The 16,930-nt window shown below is 70.6% G+C and carries 15 protein-coding genes; 8 read left to right on the top strand and 7 right to left on the bottom strand.

Features of this window, described 5'->3' with window-relative positions:
* Nucleotides 1–4: 4 nt before the first annotated feature.
* The 4 genes from ACZ4TV_RS18670 to ACZ4TV_RS18685 all read right to left on the bottom strand — a co-directional run bounded on the left by ACZ4TV_RS18670 (nucleotide 5) and on the right by ACZ4TV_RS18685 (nucleotide 3,761).
* The gene (locus tag ACZ4TV_RS18670) at nucleotides 5–322 is read right to left on the bottom strand and encodes a bifunctional 3-phenylpropionate/cinnamic acid dioxygenase ferredoxin subunit (RefSeq protein ID WP_362302161.1); all 318 of its coding nucleotides are present in this window, start codon (nucleotides 320–322) and stop codon (nucleotides 5–7) included.
* Nucleotides 322–1,500 (bottom strand): Fe-S cluster assembly protein SufD, encoded by a 1,179-nt coding sequence (sufD, locus tag ACZ4TV_RS18675; RefSeq protein ID WP_468135760.1) that lies wholly within the window; start codon nucleotides 1,498–1,500, stop codon nucleotides 322–324. The genes ACZ4TV_RS18670 and sufD overlap by 1 nt, the downstream gene beginning before the upstream one ends.
* Nucleotides 1,501–1,587: 87 nt before the next feature.
* Nucleotides 1,588–3,003, bottom strand: a complete 1,416-nt coding sequence (gene sufB / locus ACZ4TV_RS18680) for a Fe-S cluster assembly protein SufB (protein WP_214930288.1) — start codon at nucleotides 3,001–3,003, stop codon at nucleotides 1,588–1,590.
* Nucleotides 3,000–3,761, bottom strand: a complete 762-nt coding sequence (locus ACZ4TV_RS18685; protein WP_468135761.1) for a helix-turn-helix transcriptional regulator — start codon at nucleotides 3,759–3,761, stop codon at nucleotides 3,000–3,002. The genes sufB and ACZ4TV_RS18685 overlap by 4 nt, the downstream gene beginning before the upstream one ends.
* 356 nt (nucleotides 3,762–4,117) lie before the next feature.
* Between ACZ4TV_RS18685 and ACZ4TV_RS18690 the strand changes: the two genes are divergently transcribed.
* The 4 genes from ACZ4TV_RS18690 to ACZ4TV_RS18705 all read left to right on the top strand — a co-directional run bounded on the left by ACZ4TV_RS18690 (nucleotide 4,118) and on the right by ACZ4TV_RS18705 (nucleotide 8,050).
* The gene (locus tag ACZ4TV_RS18690) at nucleotides 4,118–5,044 is read left to right on the top strand and encodes an ABC transporter ATP-binding protein (RefSeq protein WP_468135762.1); all 927 of its coding nucleotides are present in this window, start codon (nucleotides 4,118–4,120) and stop codon (nucleotides 5,042–5,044) included.
* Nucleotides 5,041–5,823 carry an ABC transporter permease gene (locus tag ACZ4TV_RS18695; RefSeq protein WP_468135763.1) on the top strand — a complete coding sequence of 261 codons (783 nt, stop codon included), beginning with the start codon at nucleotides 5,041–5,043 and terminating at the stop codon, nucleotides 5,821–5,823. Before ACZ4TV_RS18690 ends, ACZ4TV_RS18695 begins: the two co-directional genes overlap by 4 nt.
* A 68-nt stretch (nucleotides 5,824–5,891) precedes the next feature.
* Nucleotides 5,892–7,031, top strand: coding sequence for a hypothetical protein (locus ACZ4TV_RS18700; protein ID WP_468135764.1), 1,140 nt, complete (start codon nucleotides 5,892–5,894; stop codon nucleotides 7,029–7,031).
* 50 nt (nucleotides 7,032–7,081) lie between these two features.
* Entirely contained in the window at nucleotides 7,082–8,050 is a 969-nt protein-coding gene (locus tag ACZ4TV_RS18705) for a COX15/CtaA family protein (protein ID WP_468135765.1), read from the top strand.
* 34 nt (nucleotides 8,051–8,084) lie between these two features.
* Here the strand turns inward: ACZ4TV_RS18705 and ACZ4TV_RS18710 are convergent, their stop codons facing one another.
* The 3 genes from ACZ4TV_RS18710 to ACZ4TV_RS18720 all read right to left on the bottom strand — a co-directional run bounded on the left by ACZ4TV_RS18710 (nucleotide 8,085) and on the right by ACZ4TV_RS18720 (nucleotide 10,677).
* Nucleotides 8,085–9,176: an amidohydrolase family protein gene (locus ACZ4TV_RS18710; protein WP_468135766.1), complete on the bottom strand. Its 1,092-nt coding sequence runs from the start codon at nucleotides 9,174–9,176 to the stop codon at nucleotides 8,085–8,087.
* Nucleotides 9,177–9,303: 127 nt separating this feature from the next.
* Nucleotides 9,304–9,705 (bottom strand): hypothetical protein, encoded by a 402-nt coding sequence (locus ACZ4TV_RS18715; RefSeq protein ID WP_468135767.1) that lies wholly within the window; start codon nucleotides 9,703–9,705, stop codon nucleotides 9,304–9,306.
* 24 nt (nucleotides 9,706–9,729) lie between these two features.
* A complete protein-coding gene (locus ACZ4TV_RS18720) occupies nucleotides 9,730–10,677 on the bottom strand; it encodes a heme o synthase (protein WP_468135852.1) in 948 nt (315 codons plus the stop codon).
* Nucleotides 10,678–11,003: 326 nt separating this feature from the next.
* Here ACZ4TV_RS18720 and tkt point away from each other — a divergent pair, with 326 nt between their 5' ends.
* From tkt to opcA, 4 genes are read left to right on the top strand one after another with little or no spacing between them, the layout of a single operon-like run.
* Nucleotides 11,004–13,106 (top strand): transketolase, encoded by a 2,103-nt coding sequence (gene tkt, locus ACZ4TV_RS18725; protein WP_468135768.1) that lies wholly within the window; start codon nucleotides 11,004–11,006, stop codon nucleotides 13,104–13,106.
* A gap of 40 nt (nucleotides 13,107–13,146) precedes the next feature.
* Nucleotides 13,147–14,265 (top strand): transaldolase, encoded by a 1,119-nt coding sequence (gene tal / locus ACZ4TV_RS18730; RefSeq protein ID WP_468135769.1) that lies wholly within the window; start codon nucleotides 13,147–13,149, stop codon nucleotides 14,263–14,265.
* Nucleotides 14,266–14,270: 5 nt separating this feature from the next.
* Nucleotides 14,271–15,797, top strand: coding sequence for a glucose-6-phosphate dehydrogenase (gene zwf, locus ACZ4TV_RS18735; RefSeq protein WP_468135770.1), 1,527 nt, complete (start codon nucleotides 14,271–14,273; stop codon nucleotides 15,795–15,797).
* Nucleotides 15,794–16,840: a glucose-6-phosphate dehydrogenase assembly protein OpcA gene (opcA, locus tag ACZ4TV_RS18740; protein ID WP_468135771.1), complete on the top strand. Its 1,047-nt coding sequence runs from the start codon at nucleotides 15,794–15,796 to the stop codon at nucleotides 16,838–16,840. Before zwf ends, opcA begins: the two co-directional genes overlap by 4 nt.
* Nucleotides 16,841–16,930 lie beyond the last annotated feature (90 nt).

Below are 16,930 nucleotides of genomic sequence, written 5' to 3' on the forward strand. Positions count from 1 at the left end.
TACCTCAGGACTCCTGGGTGAGGGAGACGAGCACGTCGTCCCCTTCGATCTTTACGGGGTATACGGGTACGGGGCGCGTCGCGGGCAGACCGGAGGGCTTGCCGGTGCGCAGGTCGAAGGCCGACCCGTGCAGCCAGCACTCGATCATGCAGTCCTCGACCTCGCCCTCCGAGAGCGAGACGTTCGCGTGCGAGCAGATGTCGTTGATCGCGAACACCTCCCCCTCGGTGGAGACGATGGACACCGGCGTGCCGTCGAGTTCCACCCGCTTCGGGGTGTTCTCCTCCAGCTCGCTCAGCGTGCAGGCCTTGACGTAATTCATCAGACGGAACCCTGGAGCTCGGTCTCGATCTTGCCGAGCAGTCGCTCCTCGATGTCCGGGACACCGATCTGCTGGACGAGCTCGGCGAAGAAGCCGCGGACGACCAGGCGACGGGCCTCGTCGGCGGGGATGCCGCGGGCCTGCAGGTAGAAGAGCTGCTCGTCGTCGAAACGACCGGTCGCGGAGGCGTGTCCGGCGCCGACGATCTCGCCGGTCTCGATCTCCAGGTTCGGCACCGAGTCGACCCGCGCGCCGTCCGTGAGGACGAGGTTGCGGTTCATCTCGTAGGTGTCGGTGCCCTCGGCGGTCTTCTCGATGAGCACGTCACCGATCCACACCGCGTGGGCGTCCTGGCCCTGGAGCGCACCCTTGTAGACCACGTGCGACTTGCAGTGCGGCGCGTCGTGCGTGACCAGGAGGCGGTGCTCCTGGTGCTGGCCTGCGTCCGTGAAGTACAGGCCGAGGAGCTCGGCCTCGCCGCCGGGGCCGGCGTAGCTGACGCGCGGGTGGATGCGGACGACGTCGCCGCCGAAGGTGACCACGATCGACTTGAAGGACGCGTCCCGGCCGAGCAGCGCGTTGTGCTGCGAGCAGTGGACGGCGGTGTCGTCCCAGTCCTGCACGGACACGACGGTGAGCTTGGCGCCGTCGCCGACCAGGAAGTCGACGTTGGCGGCGCGCACGCCGTCACCGGTGTGGTCGATGACGATGACGGCCTCGGCGAAGGCCTGCACGTCGAAGACGGTGTGCCCGAAGGTGGTGCCGCCCTCGCCGTGCAGCGTGACGCGCACCGGCTCGTCCAGGACCGCTTCCTTGGGCACGGTGACGACCGTGGCCTTGGCGAAGGACGAGAACGCCTGGGCGGCGATCCGGTCCACCGGGGTGCCGGCCTTGCCGACGCGCGCGTCCGTGCGCTCCACCGACTCGACCGTGACGCCCTCGGGCGCGTCGACCTGGGCCTTCATCGTGCCGTTGGCGACCGCGGTGCCGTCGTGCAGACCGCGGAGGCGTGCCAGCGGGGTGAACCGCCACTCCTCCTCGCGGCCGTGCGGTACCGGGAAGTCGGCCACGTCGAAGGACGGGGGCGCACTCATGCGGGTGGCGACGGTGGACTCGGCGGCCACCGCGATCGCGCCGGCGGTGGTCGACCCCGCCGGAATGTTCTGAGCCTCAGCCATGGCTGTCGTTTTGCTCACTCTCTTAGTTACGGTCCTCGGTCCGCAGGGCACACGGACCGCGAGCTGGTGGTGGTGGGCGGTCGGGGACTAACCGACCGAACCCTCCATCTGCAGCTCGATCAGCCGGTTGAGCTCCAGGGCGTACTCCATGGGCAACTCACGCGCGATGGGCTCGACGAAGCCGCGCACGATCATGGCCATCGCCTCGAACTCCGTCAGGCCGCGGCTCATCAGGTAGAAGAGCTGGTCGTCGGAGACCTTGGAGACGGTGGCCTCGTGGCCCATGGAGACGTCGTCCTCCCGGACGTCCACGTAGGGGTACGTGTCCGAGCGGGAGATGGTGTCGACCAGGAGCGCGTCACACAGCACGTTGGACTTCGAACCGTGGGCGCCCTCACCGATCTCGACCAGGCCTCGGTACGAGGTGCGGCCGCCGCCCCGGGCCACCGACTTGGAGACGATGTTCGAGGAGGTGTTCGGCGCCATGTGGACCATCTTGGAGCCGGCGTCCTGGTGCTGGCCCTCGCCCGCGAAGGCGATGGACAGGGTCTCGCCCTTGGCGTGCTCGCCCATCAGGTAGACGGCCGGGTACTTCATGGTGACCTTGGAACCGATGTTGCCGTCGATCCACTCCATGGTCGCGCCCTCGTACGCCACGGCGCGCTTGGTGACCAGGTTGTAGACGTTGTTCGACCAGTTCTGGATCGTCGTGTAGCGGCAGCGGCCGCCCTTCTTGACGATGATCTCGACCACGGCGCTGTGCAGCGAGTCCGAGGAGTAGATCGGGGCGGTGCAGCCCTCGACGTAGTGGACATAGGCGTCCTCGTCGACGATGATCAGCGTCCGCTCGAACTGGCCCATGTTCTCCGTGTTGATACGGAAGTAGGCCTGGAGCGGGATGTCGACCTTGACGCCCTTGGGCACGTAGATGAACGACCCGCCGGACCACACCGCGGTGTTCAGCGACGCGAACTTGTTGTCGCCGACCGGGATGACCGTGCCGAAGTACTCCTGGAAGAGCTCCGGGTGCTCCTTGAGCGCGGTGTCCGTGTCGAGGAAGATGACGCCCTGCTCCTCCAGGTCCTCGCGGATCTGGTGGTAGACGACCTCGGACTCGTACTGGGCCGCGACACCGGCGACGAGGCGCTGCTTCTCCGCCTCCGGGATGCCGAGCTTGTCGTACGTGTTCTTGATGTCCTCCGGCAGGTCCTCCCACGAAGCGGCCTGCTTCTCGGTGGAACGCACGAAGTACTTGATGTTGTCGAAGTCGATGCCCGAGAGGTCGGAACCCCAGTTCGGCATGGGCTTCTTGTCGAACAGCTTGAGACCCTTGAGACGGAGCTTCAGCATCCACTCCGGCTCGGACTTCTTCGCCGAGATGTCGCGGACGACATCCTCGGACAGACCCCGCTTGGCAGCGGCGCCGGCCGCGTCGGAGTCGGCCCAGCCGTATTCGTAGGTGCCCAGGCCATCGAGCTCAGGGTGAGCAGTCTCCGTGGTCATGCGGGGTTCCTCCCGGCCGTACTTGCAGATACTGATGTGTCGGTCTGTGTGGTGCTCGCGCTTCGCGGAATGAACGTCGTGCACACCCCGTCGCCGTGGGCGATCGTGGCGAGGCGCTGCACATGGGTCCCGAGCAGGCGCGAGAAGACCTCGGTCTCCGCCTCGCAGAGCTGCGGGAACTGCTCGGCCACATGGGCGACCGGGCAGTGGTGCTGGCAGAGCTGTTCACCGCTGTGCGGACCGGGAGCGCTCTTCGCCGTAGCAGCGTACCCGTCGGCGGTCAACGCCTTGGCGAGGGCCTCCGTACGGTCCCCGGGCGCAGCCGCCTCGACGGCTTCCCGATAGGTCCGCGCCTGCGCTTCCATCCGCGCCCTGGCGAAGGCGGCGACGGCCGCCTCGCCCTGCTCGCCGCCGCCGACCGACTGCGCGATCCAGCGCAGGGCGTCCGCGGCGAGCGTGTCGTAGGACTGGTCGAAGGCGTCGCGGCCGCAGTCGGTGAGCGCGAAGACCTTGGCGGGCCGACCCCGGGTGCGCGCACCGTACACACGCTGCTCACGGGCTTCGACCACGTCGTCGGCGACGAGCGTGTCGAGGTGGCGGCGTACGGCGGCCTGGGTGAGGCCGAGGCGCTGCGCGAGGTCGGCGACGGTGGACGGACCGTGGTCCAGGATCGAGCGCGCCACTCGGTTGCGGGTTGACCGCTCCCCGGTGGCGAGCTCCCCCTGGGGGGCCTCGTTCTGCCGTTCGCCGTATTTCACAACGCCATTGTTGCGTAATTAGTCGAGGGCCGACAAGCCGTGACGGAGGCCACTCCTGGTGGCCTCTATCACTAAGGGTTACCTAATCTGTCGACGCAGAGTTATTCGGAGGGAGACATTCCGCTATCTCGCCGCGCGCCCAGGACGCACCGATAAACGGCTCCCACCAGCACACCTCCACCTGCGGCGGTCCCCAGCGCGGTAATGATCGGGTTCCGGAAAGGATCACTGAAATCGAAGGGGACCTCCAGGACCGCCCGAATGAAAAGAGCCGGATTCCCGCCGCGACGAGCGGGCGCGTAAGCCCTCACCCCGGGACCCGGGACCCCTCCCCGGGCTCCGTAGACTCAACCCCCATGAGCAACGACCCCGCCGTGGAGATCCGCGGACTGGTGAAGCGGTACGGCGCCAAGACCGCGGTGGACGGCCTGGACCTCACCGTCCGCAGGGGCTCCGTCACCGCGGTCCTCGGTCCCAACGGCGCGGGCAAGACGACCACGGTGGAAACCTGCGAGGGCTACCACCGGCCCGACGCCGGAACCGTCCGCGTCCTCGGCCTCGACCCGGTAGCCCGGGCCGAGGCGCTGCGCCCGCGGATCGGCGTGATGCTCCAGTCCGGAGGCGTCTACTCCGGAGCCCGCGCCGTCGAGATGCTGCGCCACATGGCCAAGCTGTACGCCGACCCGCTCGACGTCGACACCCTGGTGGACCGCCTCGGACTCGGCGGCTGCGGCCGCACCGTCTACCGCCGGCTCTCCGGCGGCCAGCAGCAGCGCCTGGCCCTGGCCATGGCCGTGGTGGGCCGCCCCGAGCTGGTCTTCCTGGACGAGCCCACCGCGGGCCTGGACCCGCAGGCCCGCCGCGCGACCTGGGACCTCGTACGGGAGCTGCGCACGGACGGGGTCACCGTCGTCCTCACCACCCACCACATGGACGAGGCCGAGCAGCTCGCCGACGAGGTCGCCATCGTGGACGCGGGCAAGGTCATCGTCCACGGCAGCCCCGAGCAGCTGTGCCGGGGCGGTGCCGAGAACACCCTGCGCTTCACCGGCCGCCCCTCCCTCGACCTCGCCTCGCTGCTGAAGGCGCTGCCCGACGGCACCCAGGCCGCCGAGCTCACCCCGGGCGTCTACCGGGTCACCGGCGACGTCCACCCGCAGCTGCTGGCGACCGTCGCCTCCTGGTGCGCGCAGCACGGCGTGATGCCGGACAGCCTCTCGGTGGAGCGGCACACCCTCGAAGACGTGTTCCTGGAGCTCACCGGTAAGGAGCTGCGCGCATGAGCGCCGGTACGTTCACCCCCAACCCGGGGGCCGCACCCGTGTCCCGCATGATCCTCGCGCAGACGGCACTGGAGACCCGGATGCTGCTGCGCAACGGGGAGCAGCTGCTGCTGACCGTGATCATCCCGGCGCTGCTGCTGACCCTCTTCTCCGCCGTGGACATCGTCACCGTTCCTGTCCGAGAGGACGGCGCGCAGGAGTCCGTGGACTTCCTGGCCCCCGGCATCCTGGCCCTCGCCGTGATGTCCACCGCCTTCACCGGCCAGGCCATCGCCACCGGCTTCGACCGCCGCTACGGAGTCCTCAAGCGGCTCGGGGCCTCCCCGCTGCCGCGCTGGGCCCTGATGGCCGCCAAGACCCTGTCGGTGCTGGTCACCGAGGTGCTCCAGATCGCCCTGCTGACGGTGATCGCCTTCGCGCTGGGCTGGTCCCCGCAGGGGAACCCGCTGTCGGTGGCCGCGCTGATCCTGCTGGGCACCGCCGCGTTCTCCGGGCTGGGCCTGCTGATGGCGGGCACCCTCAAGGCCGAGATGACCCTGGCCGCGGCCAACCTGGTCTTCCTGCTCCTGCTGGTCGGCGGCGGAGTGATCGTGCCGATGGAGAAGTTCCCGGACGCCGTGCAGTCCGTACTGCGGCTGCTGCCCATCTCGGCCCTGTCCGACGGGCTGCGCGAGGTGCTCCAGCACGGCGCCGCGCCGCCGTGGGGCGACGTGGCCGTGCTCGCCGGCTGGGCCGCACTCGGTCTGGGCGCCGCCGCGCGGCTCTTCCGCTGGGAATGAAACTCTTCCCCTCGCGGTGACACAGCCGCGAGGATGGGCGCCTCCACACATGAAGCCGGGGGGCGGACATGGTGCAGCGGGAGGCCGTTCTTCGGCTGGACGATCAATGGGCACGGGTGCGGTCGGGGGCGGCGCACGCGGAGCCGCCGGAGCGCGAGCGGCTCCTCGACGAGCTGATCGGCGCCCTGCGCACCGTTACCGACGACCCCGAGTGCACCGCCCTGCTGGGGCTGCGCCTGGCCGACCGGGCCGCCCTGCGGTTCGCCGCGGGGGACCGCGCGTCCGCCCTCGCCACGATCGAGGAGGGGCTGCGCAGCTCCGAGCGCGCGGCCGGGCACTCCCCCGAGTTCGCCCGCTGGTACGCCCGCGGGCTGATCAACCACGGGGTCTGGCTGGCCTGGCCGCTGAGCGACGCGGACCGGCTGCCGAAGCACCCGCTGGGGCCGGCGGCCGACGCGGGTCCCAGCGCCATGGAGCGGGCGGCCGGTGAGCGCGCCCGGGACCTGACCCGGACCGCGGTGGAGGTGTGGGCGGGACTGGACCAGCAGGATCCGGTCAACCGGCGGGGCCTCGCCCAGGCCAAGGTGTTCCTCGGGGACCGCCTCGCGGAGCTGGGGTTCGCCGAGGACGCGGTCGCCTGGGCCGTGGACGCCGAGTCCGGCTTCCGGCAGCTACTGCTCGCGGACCCCGCGGCGCAGGAGGCCGAGGAGGCGGAGGAGGCCGAGGAGGCCCTGGACCACATCGGCCGCCAGCTGGAACTGCGCCTGCGCTTCCTCACCTTCGACTCCCTGGTCAGCCTGCGCACGCGGGGGCTGCTGCCCGAACGGCTGCTGCCCCAGGCCGTGGTGGCCGCCCGCGTCCAGGGGGTGGAGGAGCCCGAGATCGCGCTCCGGCTGCACCTCGGCGCCGAGCAGGTGCGGACGATGCTGGAGGTCACGCCCTGGCTCGCGGTGTGGCGCGTGGAGGTGCGCGGCCCTGACGGACTGTGGAACGTACTCCCTCATCCGTGGCACAGCGCCACAGAAGTAAGAAACAGGACAGCTGAGGACGTAGCGGGCGAAGTGATACGCGGGTTCACGGGCTCCGCCGACTACCCGGGCGACGGCGCCCCTTGGCGCATCCGCGTGTGGTGGCACGAGGAGGGCGACCCCGCCGGGGCGCGGTTCCGGCTGGCCGTCGGGCCCGACGCGCCGGCGACACGGCAGTGAGGCACCAGTGACCACCCCCTCGTGAAACTTTGCACAAGGGGCCGCCTACGATGGGGGGCGTGTTGAACCCCCTCGCCTCCATCGCCAGCCGCTGGACTCCGTCACCCCGGATCGTCCGGCGGGCCGCGCTCGCCGCGCTCGTCATGAGCGTGGCCATCGTCGTCACCGGCGGCGCGGTGCGGCTGACCGGATCCGGTCTCGGCTGCGACACCTGGCCCAAGTGCACCGACGACAGCCTGATCGCGACGCAGGCCCAGGGCTTCCACGGCGCCATCGAGTTCGGCAACCGGATGCTGACCTACGTGCTGAGCGCGGCCGTCGGCTGGTTCATCATCGCGGCGCGCTCCGCCAAGCCCTGGCGCCACGCGTTGACGAAGCTCGGCTGGATCCAGTTCGTCATCGTGATGGCCAACGCCGTCCTCGGCGGCATCACCGTCATGACGGGCCTCAACCCCTACAGCGTGGCAGGGCACTTCCTGCTCGCCACCTCCCTGATCGCCGTGACGACCATCGCCTGGCAGCGCACCGGCGAGGGCGACACCGCTCCCCGCCCGCGCGTACCGGGCCCGGTGCGCAAGCTGTCGTGGGCACTGATCGCCACCACCCTCGTGCTGATCGCGGCGGGCACGGTGGTCACCGGTTCCGGACCGCACGCCGGCGACAGCAGCGAGATCAGGCGGATGCCGTTCGACTGGTCGGCCACCGCCCATGTGCACGCCGTCGCCGCCTGGCTGGTGTGCGCGCTGGCCGTCGCGATGTGGCTGGTGCTGCGCGTGGTCGACGCCCCCGCCGACACCCGGGCCCGCGCCCGCGACCTGCTGATCGTGCTCCTCGCCCAGGGCGCCATCGGCTACGTGCAGTTCTTCACCGAGCTGCCCGAGGTCCTCGTCGCCGCTCACATGCTGGGCTCCTGCCTGGTGTGGATCGCCGTGCTCCGGGTCGCGCTGAGCCTGCGCGAGCGGCCGGCCGAGCAGGCGCAGATCCCGGCCCAGGGCGACCCGCGGCTCTCCACCGTCTGAGCGGGCCGGGCCGGGCCGTCGGCGCCGGCCGCGCTCAGGTCCTGTCCAGCCGGTAGACGCGGTGGGCGTTGTCCGCCGCGACCAGGGCGGCCACCCGGTCCGCGTCCCGCCAGGACCAGGACCCCTCGGCGACCCAGCCGCCCAGTACCCGGCCCAGCGCCTCCCGGAACACCAGCGCGCCCACCGCGTGCAGTTCGGGCAGTCGCCCACCGCCGCTGGAGAACAGCAGCTTCCCGAACGGCGCGAGCTCCAGCAGCTCGGCCAGGACCGCCGCGGCCCGCGCCCCGCTCTGCCCGAGGGCCGCGCCGGTATCGGCGTACACGTGCGGGAAGAGCGCCGCGAGCCGCGCCGTGTGCCGGTGGTGCGGATATCCGCCGAGCAGCACCAGCCGCGTACCCAGGCCCGCGGTGGCCCGTACGAAGTCGGTCAGCGCCGCCGGATCCCCCGCGCCCGTGTGCAGCTGGAGCGGCAGCCCGGACGCCACCGCGCTCCACAGCAGGTGCCGCAGGAGTACGGGGTCCCGTACGGCTCCGCCCCTGGGCCGCCCGGCCAGCCACCGTCCGGCCGCCCCGCGCACCTCGCCCGGACCGGGCGGCTCGGCCTCGAAGCCCGGGGCGCCGGCGACGTCGAAGGCCGCGGCGCAGGTGAAGGACGTGGCCCCGGACGCGGCGTGGTGGACGGCCTCGGCGAGATTGACGAGGAAGGCGGCCACCGTGCCGGAGGTGTCGGCGACCTGCTCGGCCAGTACCTCCAGCCGGACCGCCTCGAAGGCTTCGGCGTCCGCGGCGAGCGCCAGCTCCTTGGGCGCGGTCAGATCCCCGGCCACCCCGGTGTCGACCAGGTAGGCGGCGACCCCGGAGCCCCTCAGCAGCCGCCGCGCGGACTCGGCCGGGCCCAGCTCGCGCCGCCGGGCCAGATAGCGGACGGGGGTGGCGTGCGGCTCCAGCCCCAGCAGCGGCGGGCACCAGCGGCGCACCGCGAAACCGGTCTGGGTGTCGAAGAAGGTGGTGCCCGCGGCGGGCGGGCCGGCGGAGCGGACCAGCTGGGCCTCGAAGGTGCCCAGGCCCAGCTCCGTACGGAGTACTCCGTGGCAGTACTGGTCCACCAGGGGCGGCGTTTCGATCATCCGGGCATCCCGTTGCGGACGTGAGGAAGGGGCTTCCACACGTCCTAACGGGTGAGCGGTGTGTGAGGTGTTGCTCGGGCTGTTGACCGAGACGGCACCCGGGGGTCCCCGGACGGTGTGCCGGAGGTCAGGCCGCCGGGTTCTCGGGTCCGGCCGTGTTCTGGGGTCCCGCCGGGTTCTCGGGTCCGCCGAGCTGGAGGCCGGCCATCCGCGTCCACTCGTACGGGCCGGTCCGCACGCGCGCGGCGAACTCCCCGTCGAACTCCTCGTGGAGGGTCAGCCCGGCCTTCTCCGCTGCCAGCTGCGCCACCGTGAAGGTCGGTGCCACCAGGTCGCCCCAGGCGCCGTCGGTGCCCACGAGCACGATCCGGGTGCCGGCCTGGCCCATGTGGGCGAGCTGGCCCTCGGCGCCGCCGTGCTGCTTGGCGAACGCGCCGATCTGCTTGGCCAGCTTCGCCGCCGTACGGTCCTGCTTCTTGTCCGCGGCGCCTGCGGGGTCTGCGGCGGCGGTGTCTGCGGTGTCTCCCATGGACAGCATGCTACCGGTGAGTAATCAGCGGAGGAAGGGATCCACGGCCACCGCCACGAACAGCAGCGACACATAGGTGATGGACCAGTGGAACAGGCGCATCTCCTTGAGCTTCGCGCCCGTCACGCCCGCCTTGGCCCGTGCGTGCAGCGTGTGCGCCTCCCACAGCCACCAGCCGCCCGCGACCAGCGCGACCGCGGTGTAGAACCAGCCGGTGTACCCCAGCGGGGTGAGCAGCAGCGAGACGGCCACCATCACCCAGCTGTAGAGGACGATCTGGCGGGCCACGACCCTGTTGCCGGCCACGACCGGGAGCATCGGCACGCCGGCGCGCGCGTAGTCGTCCTTCACCTTCATCGACAGCGGCCAGTAGTGCGGCGGCGTCCAGAAGAAGATGACGAGGAAGAGGATGACCGCGGCCCAGGAGACCTCGTTGGTGACGGACGACCAGCCGATGAGCACCGGCATGCAGCCCGCGATGCCGCCCCAGACGATGTTCTGGGTGGTGCGCCGCTTCAGCAGCATCGTGTAGACCACGACGTAGAAGAGGAGCGCGCCGAGCGACAGCGCCGCTGACAGCCAGTTGACGAGCAGGCCGAAGAACAGCGTCGAGACCACCCCGAGGGTGATGCCGAAGACCAGGCACTCCCGGGGGCTGACCATCCCGGTCACCAGCGGACGCTGCGAGGTGCGGTCCATCAGCGCGTCGATGTCGCGGTCGATGTACATGTTCAGCGCGTTGGCGCCGCCCGCTGACAAGTAGCCGCCGAAGCAGGTCACGAGGACCAGCCACAGGGAGGGCACGCCCTGCTCGGCGAGGAACATCACCGGCACTGTGGTGATCAGCAGAAGTTCGATGATCCGCGGCTTGGTCAATGCCACGAAAGCCATGACGCGGGTCCCGAACGGCCGGTGACCGGGGCTCGTCCCGAGCACCCCCGCTGGACGGGATTCGACGGCCGTCACGCACACCCCTGAGAGAGAATCCAGCAAGCTCCCACTCGGACCGCCCAGAACTTGAAGGCCCGGTAAAGGCTTGCGCGTACCACGCCACTGTAGACGTTGCCCTTCCGTCGCCCCGCGCCGGGGTCGCTTCGTGTTGGGCCGATCGGACCGTGCATACATACGGGGGACAGCACGGAGCGGGCACCCGTGGGCGGGTGAACAGGGGTCGACGGCACGGTGACGGACTGCCTGCACTCGAATAGCTGCACGCCGTCGCGGGGGTAGGCTCGGATGCGCGCCGGTGCACCGTTCGTCACCGGGAACAGACATGTGGAGAGGAGCCCTGACCCACGGTGAGCACCAAGCCGACCACCACAGAGCTCGAGTGGACCGAACTGGACCAGCGGGCCGTCGACACCGCCCGCATCCTGGCCGCTGACGCGGTCCAGAAGGTCGGAAACGGCCACCCGGGTACGGCGATGAGCCTGGCCCCCGCCGCGTACACCCTCTTCCAGAAGGTGATGCGGCACGACCCGGCGGACCATGAGTGGGTCGGCCGCGACCGCTTCGTGCTCTCCGCGGGGCACTCGTCCCTCACCCTTTACACCCAGCTCTACCTCGGTGGCTTCGGCCTGGAGCTGGATGACCTCAAGGCCTTCCGCACCTGGGGCTCCAAGACCCCCGGTCACCCGGAGTACGGCCACACGGCCGCCGTCGAGACCACCACCGGCCCGCTCGGCCAGGGCATCGCCAACGCGGTGGGCATGGCCATGGCCGCCCGCTACGAGCGCGGCCTGTTCGACCCGGAGGCCGCCCCGGGCACCTCCCCGTTCGACCACATGATCTACGCGATCGCGGGCGACGGCTGCCTCCAGGAGGGCATCTCCCACGAGGCGTCCGCGCTGGCCGGCCACCAGAAGCTCGGCAACCTGGTGCTGCTCTGGGACGACAACCACATCTCCATCGAGGGTGACACGGAGACGGCCGTCTCCGAGGACACCCTGAAGCGCTACGAGTCGTACGGCTGGCACGTCCAGCGCGTCGCGCAGCAGGAGAACGGCGACCTCGACCCGAAGGCGCTGTTCGCCGCCCTCCAGGCCGCCAAGGCCGAGACGGAGCGCCCGTCCTTCATCGCGGCCCGCTCGATCATCGCCTGGCCCGCGCCGCACGCCCAGGGCACCGAGGCCTCGCACGGCTCCGCACTCGGCGACGACGAGGTCGCGGCCACCAAGCGCGTCCTCGGCTTCGACCCGGAGCAGACCTTCGAGGTCTCCGACGAGGTCATCGCGCACACCCGCAAGGCGCTCGACCGCGGCCGCGAGGCCAAGGCCGCCTGGGAGAAGGACTTCTCCGCCTGGCGCACCGCCAACCCGGAGCGCGCCGCCGAGTTCGACCGCATCAACGCCAACGAGCTGCCCGCGGGCTGGGAGGACGAGCTCCCCGTCTTCGAGGCCGGCAAGGGCGTCGCCACCCGCGCCGCCTCCGGCAAGGTGCTCCAGGCGCTCGGCGCGGTCATCCCCGAGCTGTGGGGCGGCTCGGCCGACCTGGCCGGCTCCAACAACACCACCATCGACAAGAACTCCTCGTTCCTGCCGAAGGGCAACCCGCTGCCGGAGGCCGACCCGTACGGCCGCACCATCCACTTCGGCATCCGCGAGCACGCCATGGCCGCGACCATGAACGGCATCGCCCTGCACGGCCACACCCGCGTCTACGGCGGCACCTTCCTGGTGTTCTCCGACTACATGCGCAACGCCGTCCGCCTCTCCGCGCTGATGCACGTGCCCGTGACGTACGTGTGGACGCACGACTCCATCGGTCTCGGCGAGGACGGCCCGACCCACCAGCCCGTCGAGCACCTCGCCTCGCTGCGCGCCATCCCGGGCCTGAACCTGGTCCGTCCCGCCGACGCGAACGAGACCGCCATCGCCTGGCGCGAGATCCTCAAGCGCCACACGAAGGTGTTCGGCAAGGGCGCCCCGCACGGCCTCGCGCTCACCCGCCAGGGCGTGCCGACCTACGAGCGCAACGAGGACGCCGCCAAGGGCGGTTACGTGATGTTCGAGGCCGAGGGCGGCCCGGCGCAGGTCGTCCTCATCGGTACCGGCTCCGAGGTGCACCTGGCCGTCGAGGCCCGCGAGCAGCTCCAGGCCGAGGGCATCCCCACCCGGGTCGTCTCCATGCCGTCCGTCGAGTGGTTCGAGGAGCAGGACCAGGAGTACAAGGACAGCGTCCTGCCCTCCTCGGTGAAGGCCCGCGTCGCGGTCGAGGCCGGCATCGGCCTGACCTGGCACCGCTACGTCGGCGACGCCGGCCGGATCGTGTCGCTGGAGCACTTCGGTGCCTCCGCCGACGCGAAGGTGCTGTTCCGGGAGTTCGGCTTCACCGCCGAGGCCGTCACCGCCGCCGCCAAGGCCAGCATCGAATCGGCACGCCCCGCCGCAGCCGCGCGCTGACGCCCACGCCCGTACAAGACCAGTAGGAGATGCAATTCCCATGACAGACGCACTCAAGCGCCTCTCCGACGAGGGCGTGGCGATCTGGCTGGACGACCTGTCCCGCAAGCGCATCACGTCCGGCAACCTGGCCGAGCTCATCGACCAGTCGCACGTGGTCGGTGTCACCACCAACCCGGCGATCTTCCAGAAGGCGATCAGCGGCGGCGAGGGCTACGAGCAGCAGCTCACCGACCTCGCGACCCGCAAGGTCACCGTGGAAGAGGCCCTGCGCATGATCACGACGGCGGACGTCCGCGACGCCGCCGACATCCTGCGCCCGGTCTACGACCGCACCGACGGCCAGGACGGCCGCGTGTCCATCGAGGTCGACCCCCGGCTGGCCCACAACACCCCGGCGACCATCGCCGAGGCCAAGCAGCTGGCCTGGCTGGTGGACCGCCCGAACACGCTCATCAAGATCCCGGCGACCAAGGCCGGCCTGCCGGCGATCACCGAGGTCATCGGCAAGGGCATCAGCGTCAACGTCACGCTGATCTTCTCGCTGGCGCGCTACCGCGAGGTCATGGACGCGTACCTGGCCGGTCTGGAGAAGGCCAAGGCCGCGGGCCTGGACCTCTCCCTGATCCACTCGGTCGCCTCCTTCTTCGTGTCCCGCGTGGACAGCGAGATCGACAAGCGCCTGGACGCGGTGGGCACCGACGAGGCCAAGGGCCTCAAGGGCAAGGCGGCGCTCGCCAACGCCCGTCTGGCGTACGAGGCGTACGAGGAGGTCTTCTCCTCCGACCGGTGGAACGCCCTGGAGCGGGCCGGCGCCAACAAGCAGCGTCCGCTGTGGGCCTCGACGGGCGTCAAGGACCCGGCGTACAAGGACACCCTGTACGTGGACGACCTGGTCGCCCCGAACACGGTGAACACCATGCCGGAGGCCACCCTGGAGGCCACCGCCGACCACGGGAACATCACGGGTGACACCGTGCGCGGCAGCTACGCGCAGGCGCGCGCCGAGCTCGACGCGGTCGCGAAGCTGGGCATCTCGTACGACGATGTGGTGCAGCTGCTCGAGGACGAGGGCGTCGAGAAGTTCGAGGCGTCCTGGAACGACCTGCTGAAGTCGACGGAGGCGGAGCTCGAGCGCCTCGCCCCCACGGAGGCCTGAACACCTTGTCTGTGAACGGAGCGAACCCGCTTCGTGACGCACAGGACCGGCGGCTCCCGCGCATCGCGGGGCCGTCCGGCCTGGTCATTTTCGGCGTTACGGGTGACCTGTCGCGCAAGAAGCTGATGCCTGCCGTCTACGACCTGGCCAACCGCGGCCTGCTCCCGCCGGGCTTCTCGCTGATCGGGTTCGCCCGCCGCGAGTGGGAGCACGAGGACTTCGCCACGGAGGTGTACGAGGCCGTCAAGGAGCACTCGCGCACGCCGTTCCGGGAGGAGGTCTGGCAGCAGCTGGTGCAGGGCTGCCGCTTCGTGCAGGGCGACTTCGACGACGACGCGGCCTTCGAGACCCTGAAGGCGACGATCGAGGAGCTGGACAAGGCGCAGGGCACGGGCGGCAACTTCGCCTTCTACCTGTCCGTCCCGCCGAAGTTCTTCCCCAAGGTGGTCCAGCAGCTCAAGGACCACGGGCTGGCGCAGAAGGAGGGCTCCTGGCGGCGTGCCGTCATCGAGAAGCCCTTCGGACACGACCTGAAGAGCGCCGAGGAGCTCAACAAGGTCGTCCACGAGGTCTTCCCCCGTGACGAGGTCTTCCGGATCGACCACTACCTCGGCAAGGAGACCGTCCAGAACATCCTGGCGCTCCGCTTCGCCAACACGATGTTCGAGCCGATCTGGAACCGGTCGTACGTCGACCACGTGCAGATCACCATGGCCGAGGACATCGGCATCGGCGGCCGGGCCGGGTACTACGACGGCATCGGCGCGGCCCGTGACGTCATCCAGAACCACCTGCTCCAGCTGCTCGCGCTGACCGCGATGGAGGAGCCCGGCTCCTTCCACCCGAAGGCGCTGGTGGCGGAGAAGCTCAAGGTGCTGACCGCCGTGCAGCTGCCCGAGGACCTGGGCAAGCACACCGTGCGCGGCCAGTACGCGGCCGCGTGGCAGGGCGGCGAGAAGGTCGTCGGGTACCTCGAAGAGGAGGGCATCGACCCCAAGTCGAAGACCGACACCTACGCGGCCATCCGGCTGGAGATCAACAACCGCCGCTGGGCGGGCGTCCCGTTCTACCTGCGGACCGGCAAGCGCCTGGGCCGCCGGGTGACCGAGATCGCGGTGGTCTTCAAGCGGGCCCCGTACCTGCCGTTCGAATCGGGCGCGACCGAGGAGCTGGGGCAGAACGCCCTGGTCATCCGGGTCCAGCCGGACGAGGGCGTGACGGTCCGCTTCGGCTCCAAGGTTCCGGGCACCTCCATGGAGGTCCGGGACGTGACGATGGACTTCGCCTACGGCGAGTCCTTCACGGAGTCGAGCCCCGAGGCGTACGAGCGGCTCATCCTCGACGTGCTCCTGGGCGACGCGAACCTCTTCCCGCGTCACCAGGAGGTCGAACTGTCCTGGAACATCCTCGACCCGATCGAGGAGTACTGGGACAAGCACGGCAAGCCCGCTCAGTACCCGTCGGGCACCTGGGGGCCGGTCGAGGCGGACGAGATGCTCGCACGAGACGGACGGAGCTGGCGCCGGCCATGAAGATCGACCTCACGGAGACCAACTCCAGCAAGATCAATGCCGCGATGGTGCAGGCCCGCCGGGACATCGGCACGCCGGCCATCGGCATGGTCCTCACGCTGGTGATCGTGACCGACGAGGAGAACGCGTACGACGCGCTCAAGTCGGCGAACGACGCGTCCCACGAACACCCCTCGCGGATCGTCGTCGTCATCAAGCGGGCCAGCCGCTCGCCACGCAGCCGCCAGGGCGCCCGGCTCGACGCGGAGATCCGCGTCGGGGGGGACTCCGGCAGTGGTGAGACGGTCGTGCTCCGCCTTCACGGCGAACTGGTCGACCACGCCCAGTCGGTGGTTCTCCCCCTGCTCCTGCCGGACGCCCCGGTGGTCGTCTGGTGGCCGGACGGTGCTCCCACGGACCTGGCGGGCGATCCGCTGGGGACGCTGGGACAGCGCCGGATCTCGGACACGTACTCCTGCGAGGACCCGATCAGGGAGCTCGGGGCCCGGGCGGGGGCGTACGCCCCCGGGGACACGGACCTGTCGTGGACCCGGATCACCCCGTGGCGCTCCATGCTGGCGGCCGCGCTGGACCAGCAGTCCTTGTCGGTCGTCTCGGCGACCGTCGAGGGCGAGACCGAGAACCCGAGCTGCGAGCTGCTGGCCATGTGGCTGGCGGACCGGCTGGAGGTCCCGGTCCGGCGCACGCTGTCGTCGGGCCCGGGCCTGACGGCCGTACGCCTGACGACCAAGGACGGCGACATCGTCCTGGACCGGGCCGATGGGGCGCTGGCCACGCTGTGCATGCCGGGGCAGCCCGACCGTGCGGTGGCGCTCAAGCGCCGCGACACGGCCGAGCTCCTGGCGGAGGAGCTGCGCCGGCTGGACCCGGACAACACGTACGAGTCCGCGCTGAAGTTCGGCGTATCGAAGCTGGAGTCCGCCGCGACCGCGCCCGCGCCGGAGCCGGCTCCGACCGAGCCCGAGGTCAAGCCCGAGGCCGAGTCCGAGGCCCCGGCCCCGAAGCCGGCGGCCAAGCCGGCGAAGAAGGCCGCGGCCAAGTAACCGGGCCCTGCGGGGCTTTCCCCCACCCCGCCCCTTCCCGAAACCGGGGGCTCCGCCCCCAGACCCCCGGTCCTCAAACGCCGGACGGGC

The sequence above is a fragment of the Streptomyces sp. NPDC028910 genome (genome assembly GCF_055564955.1).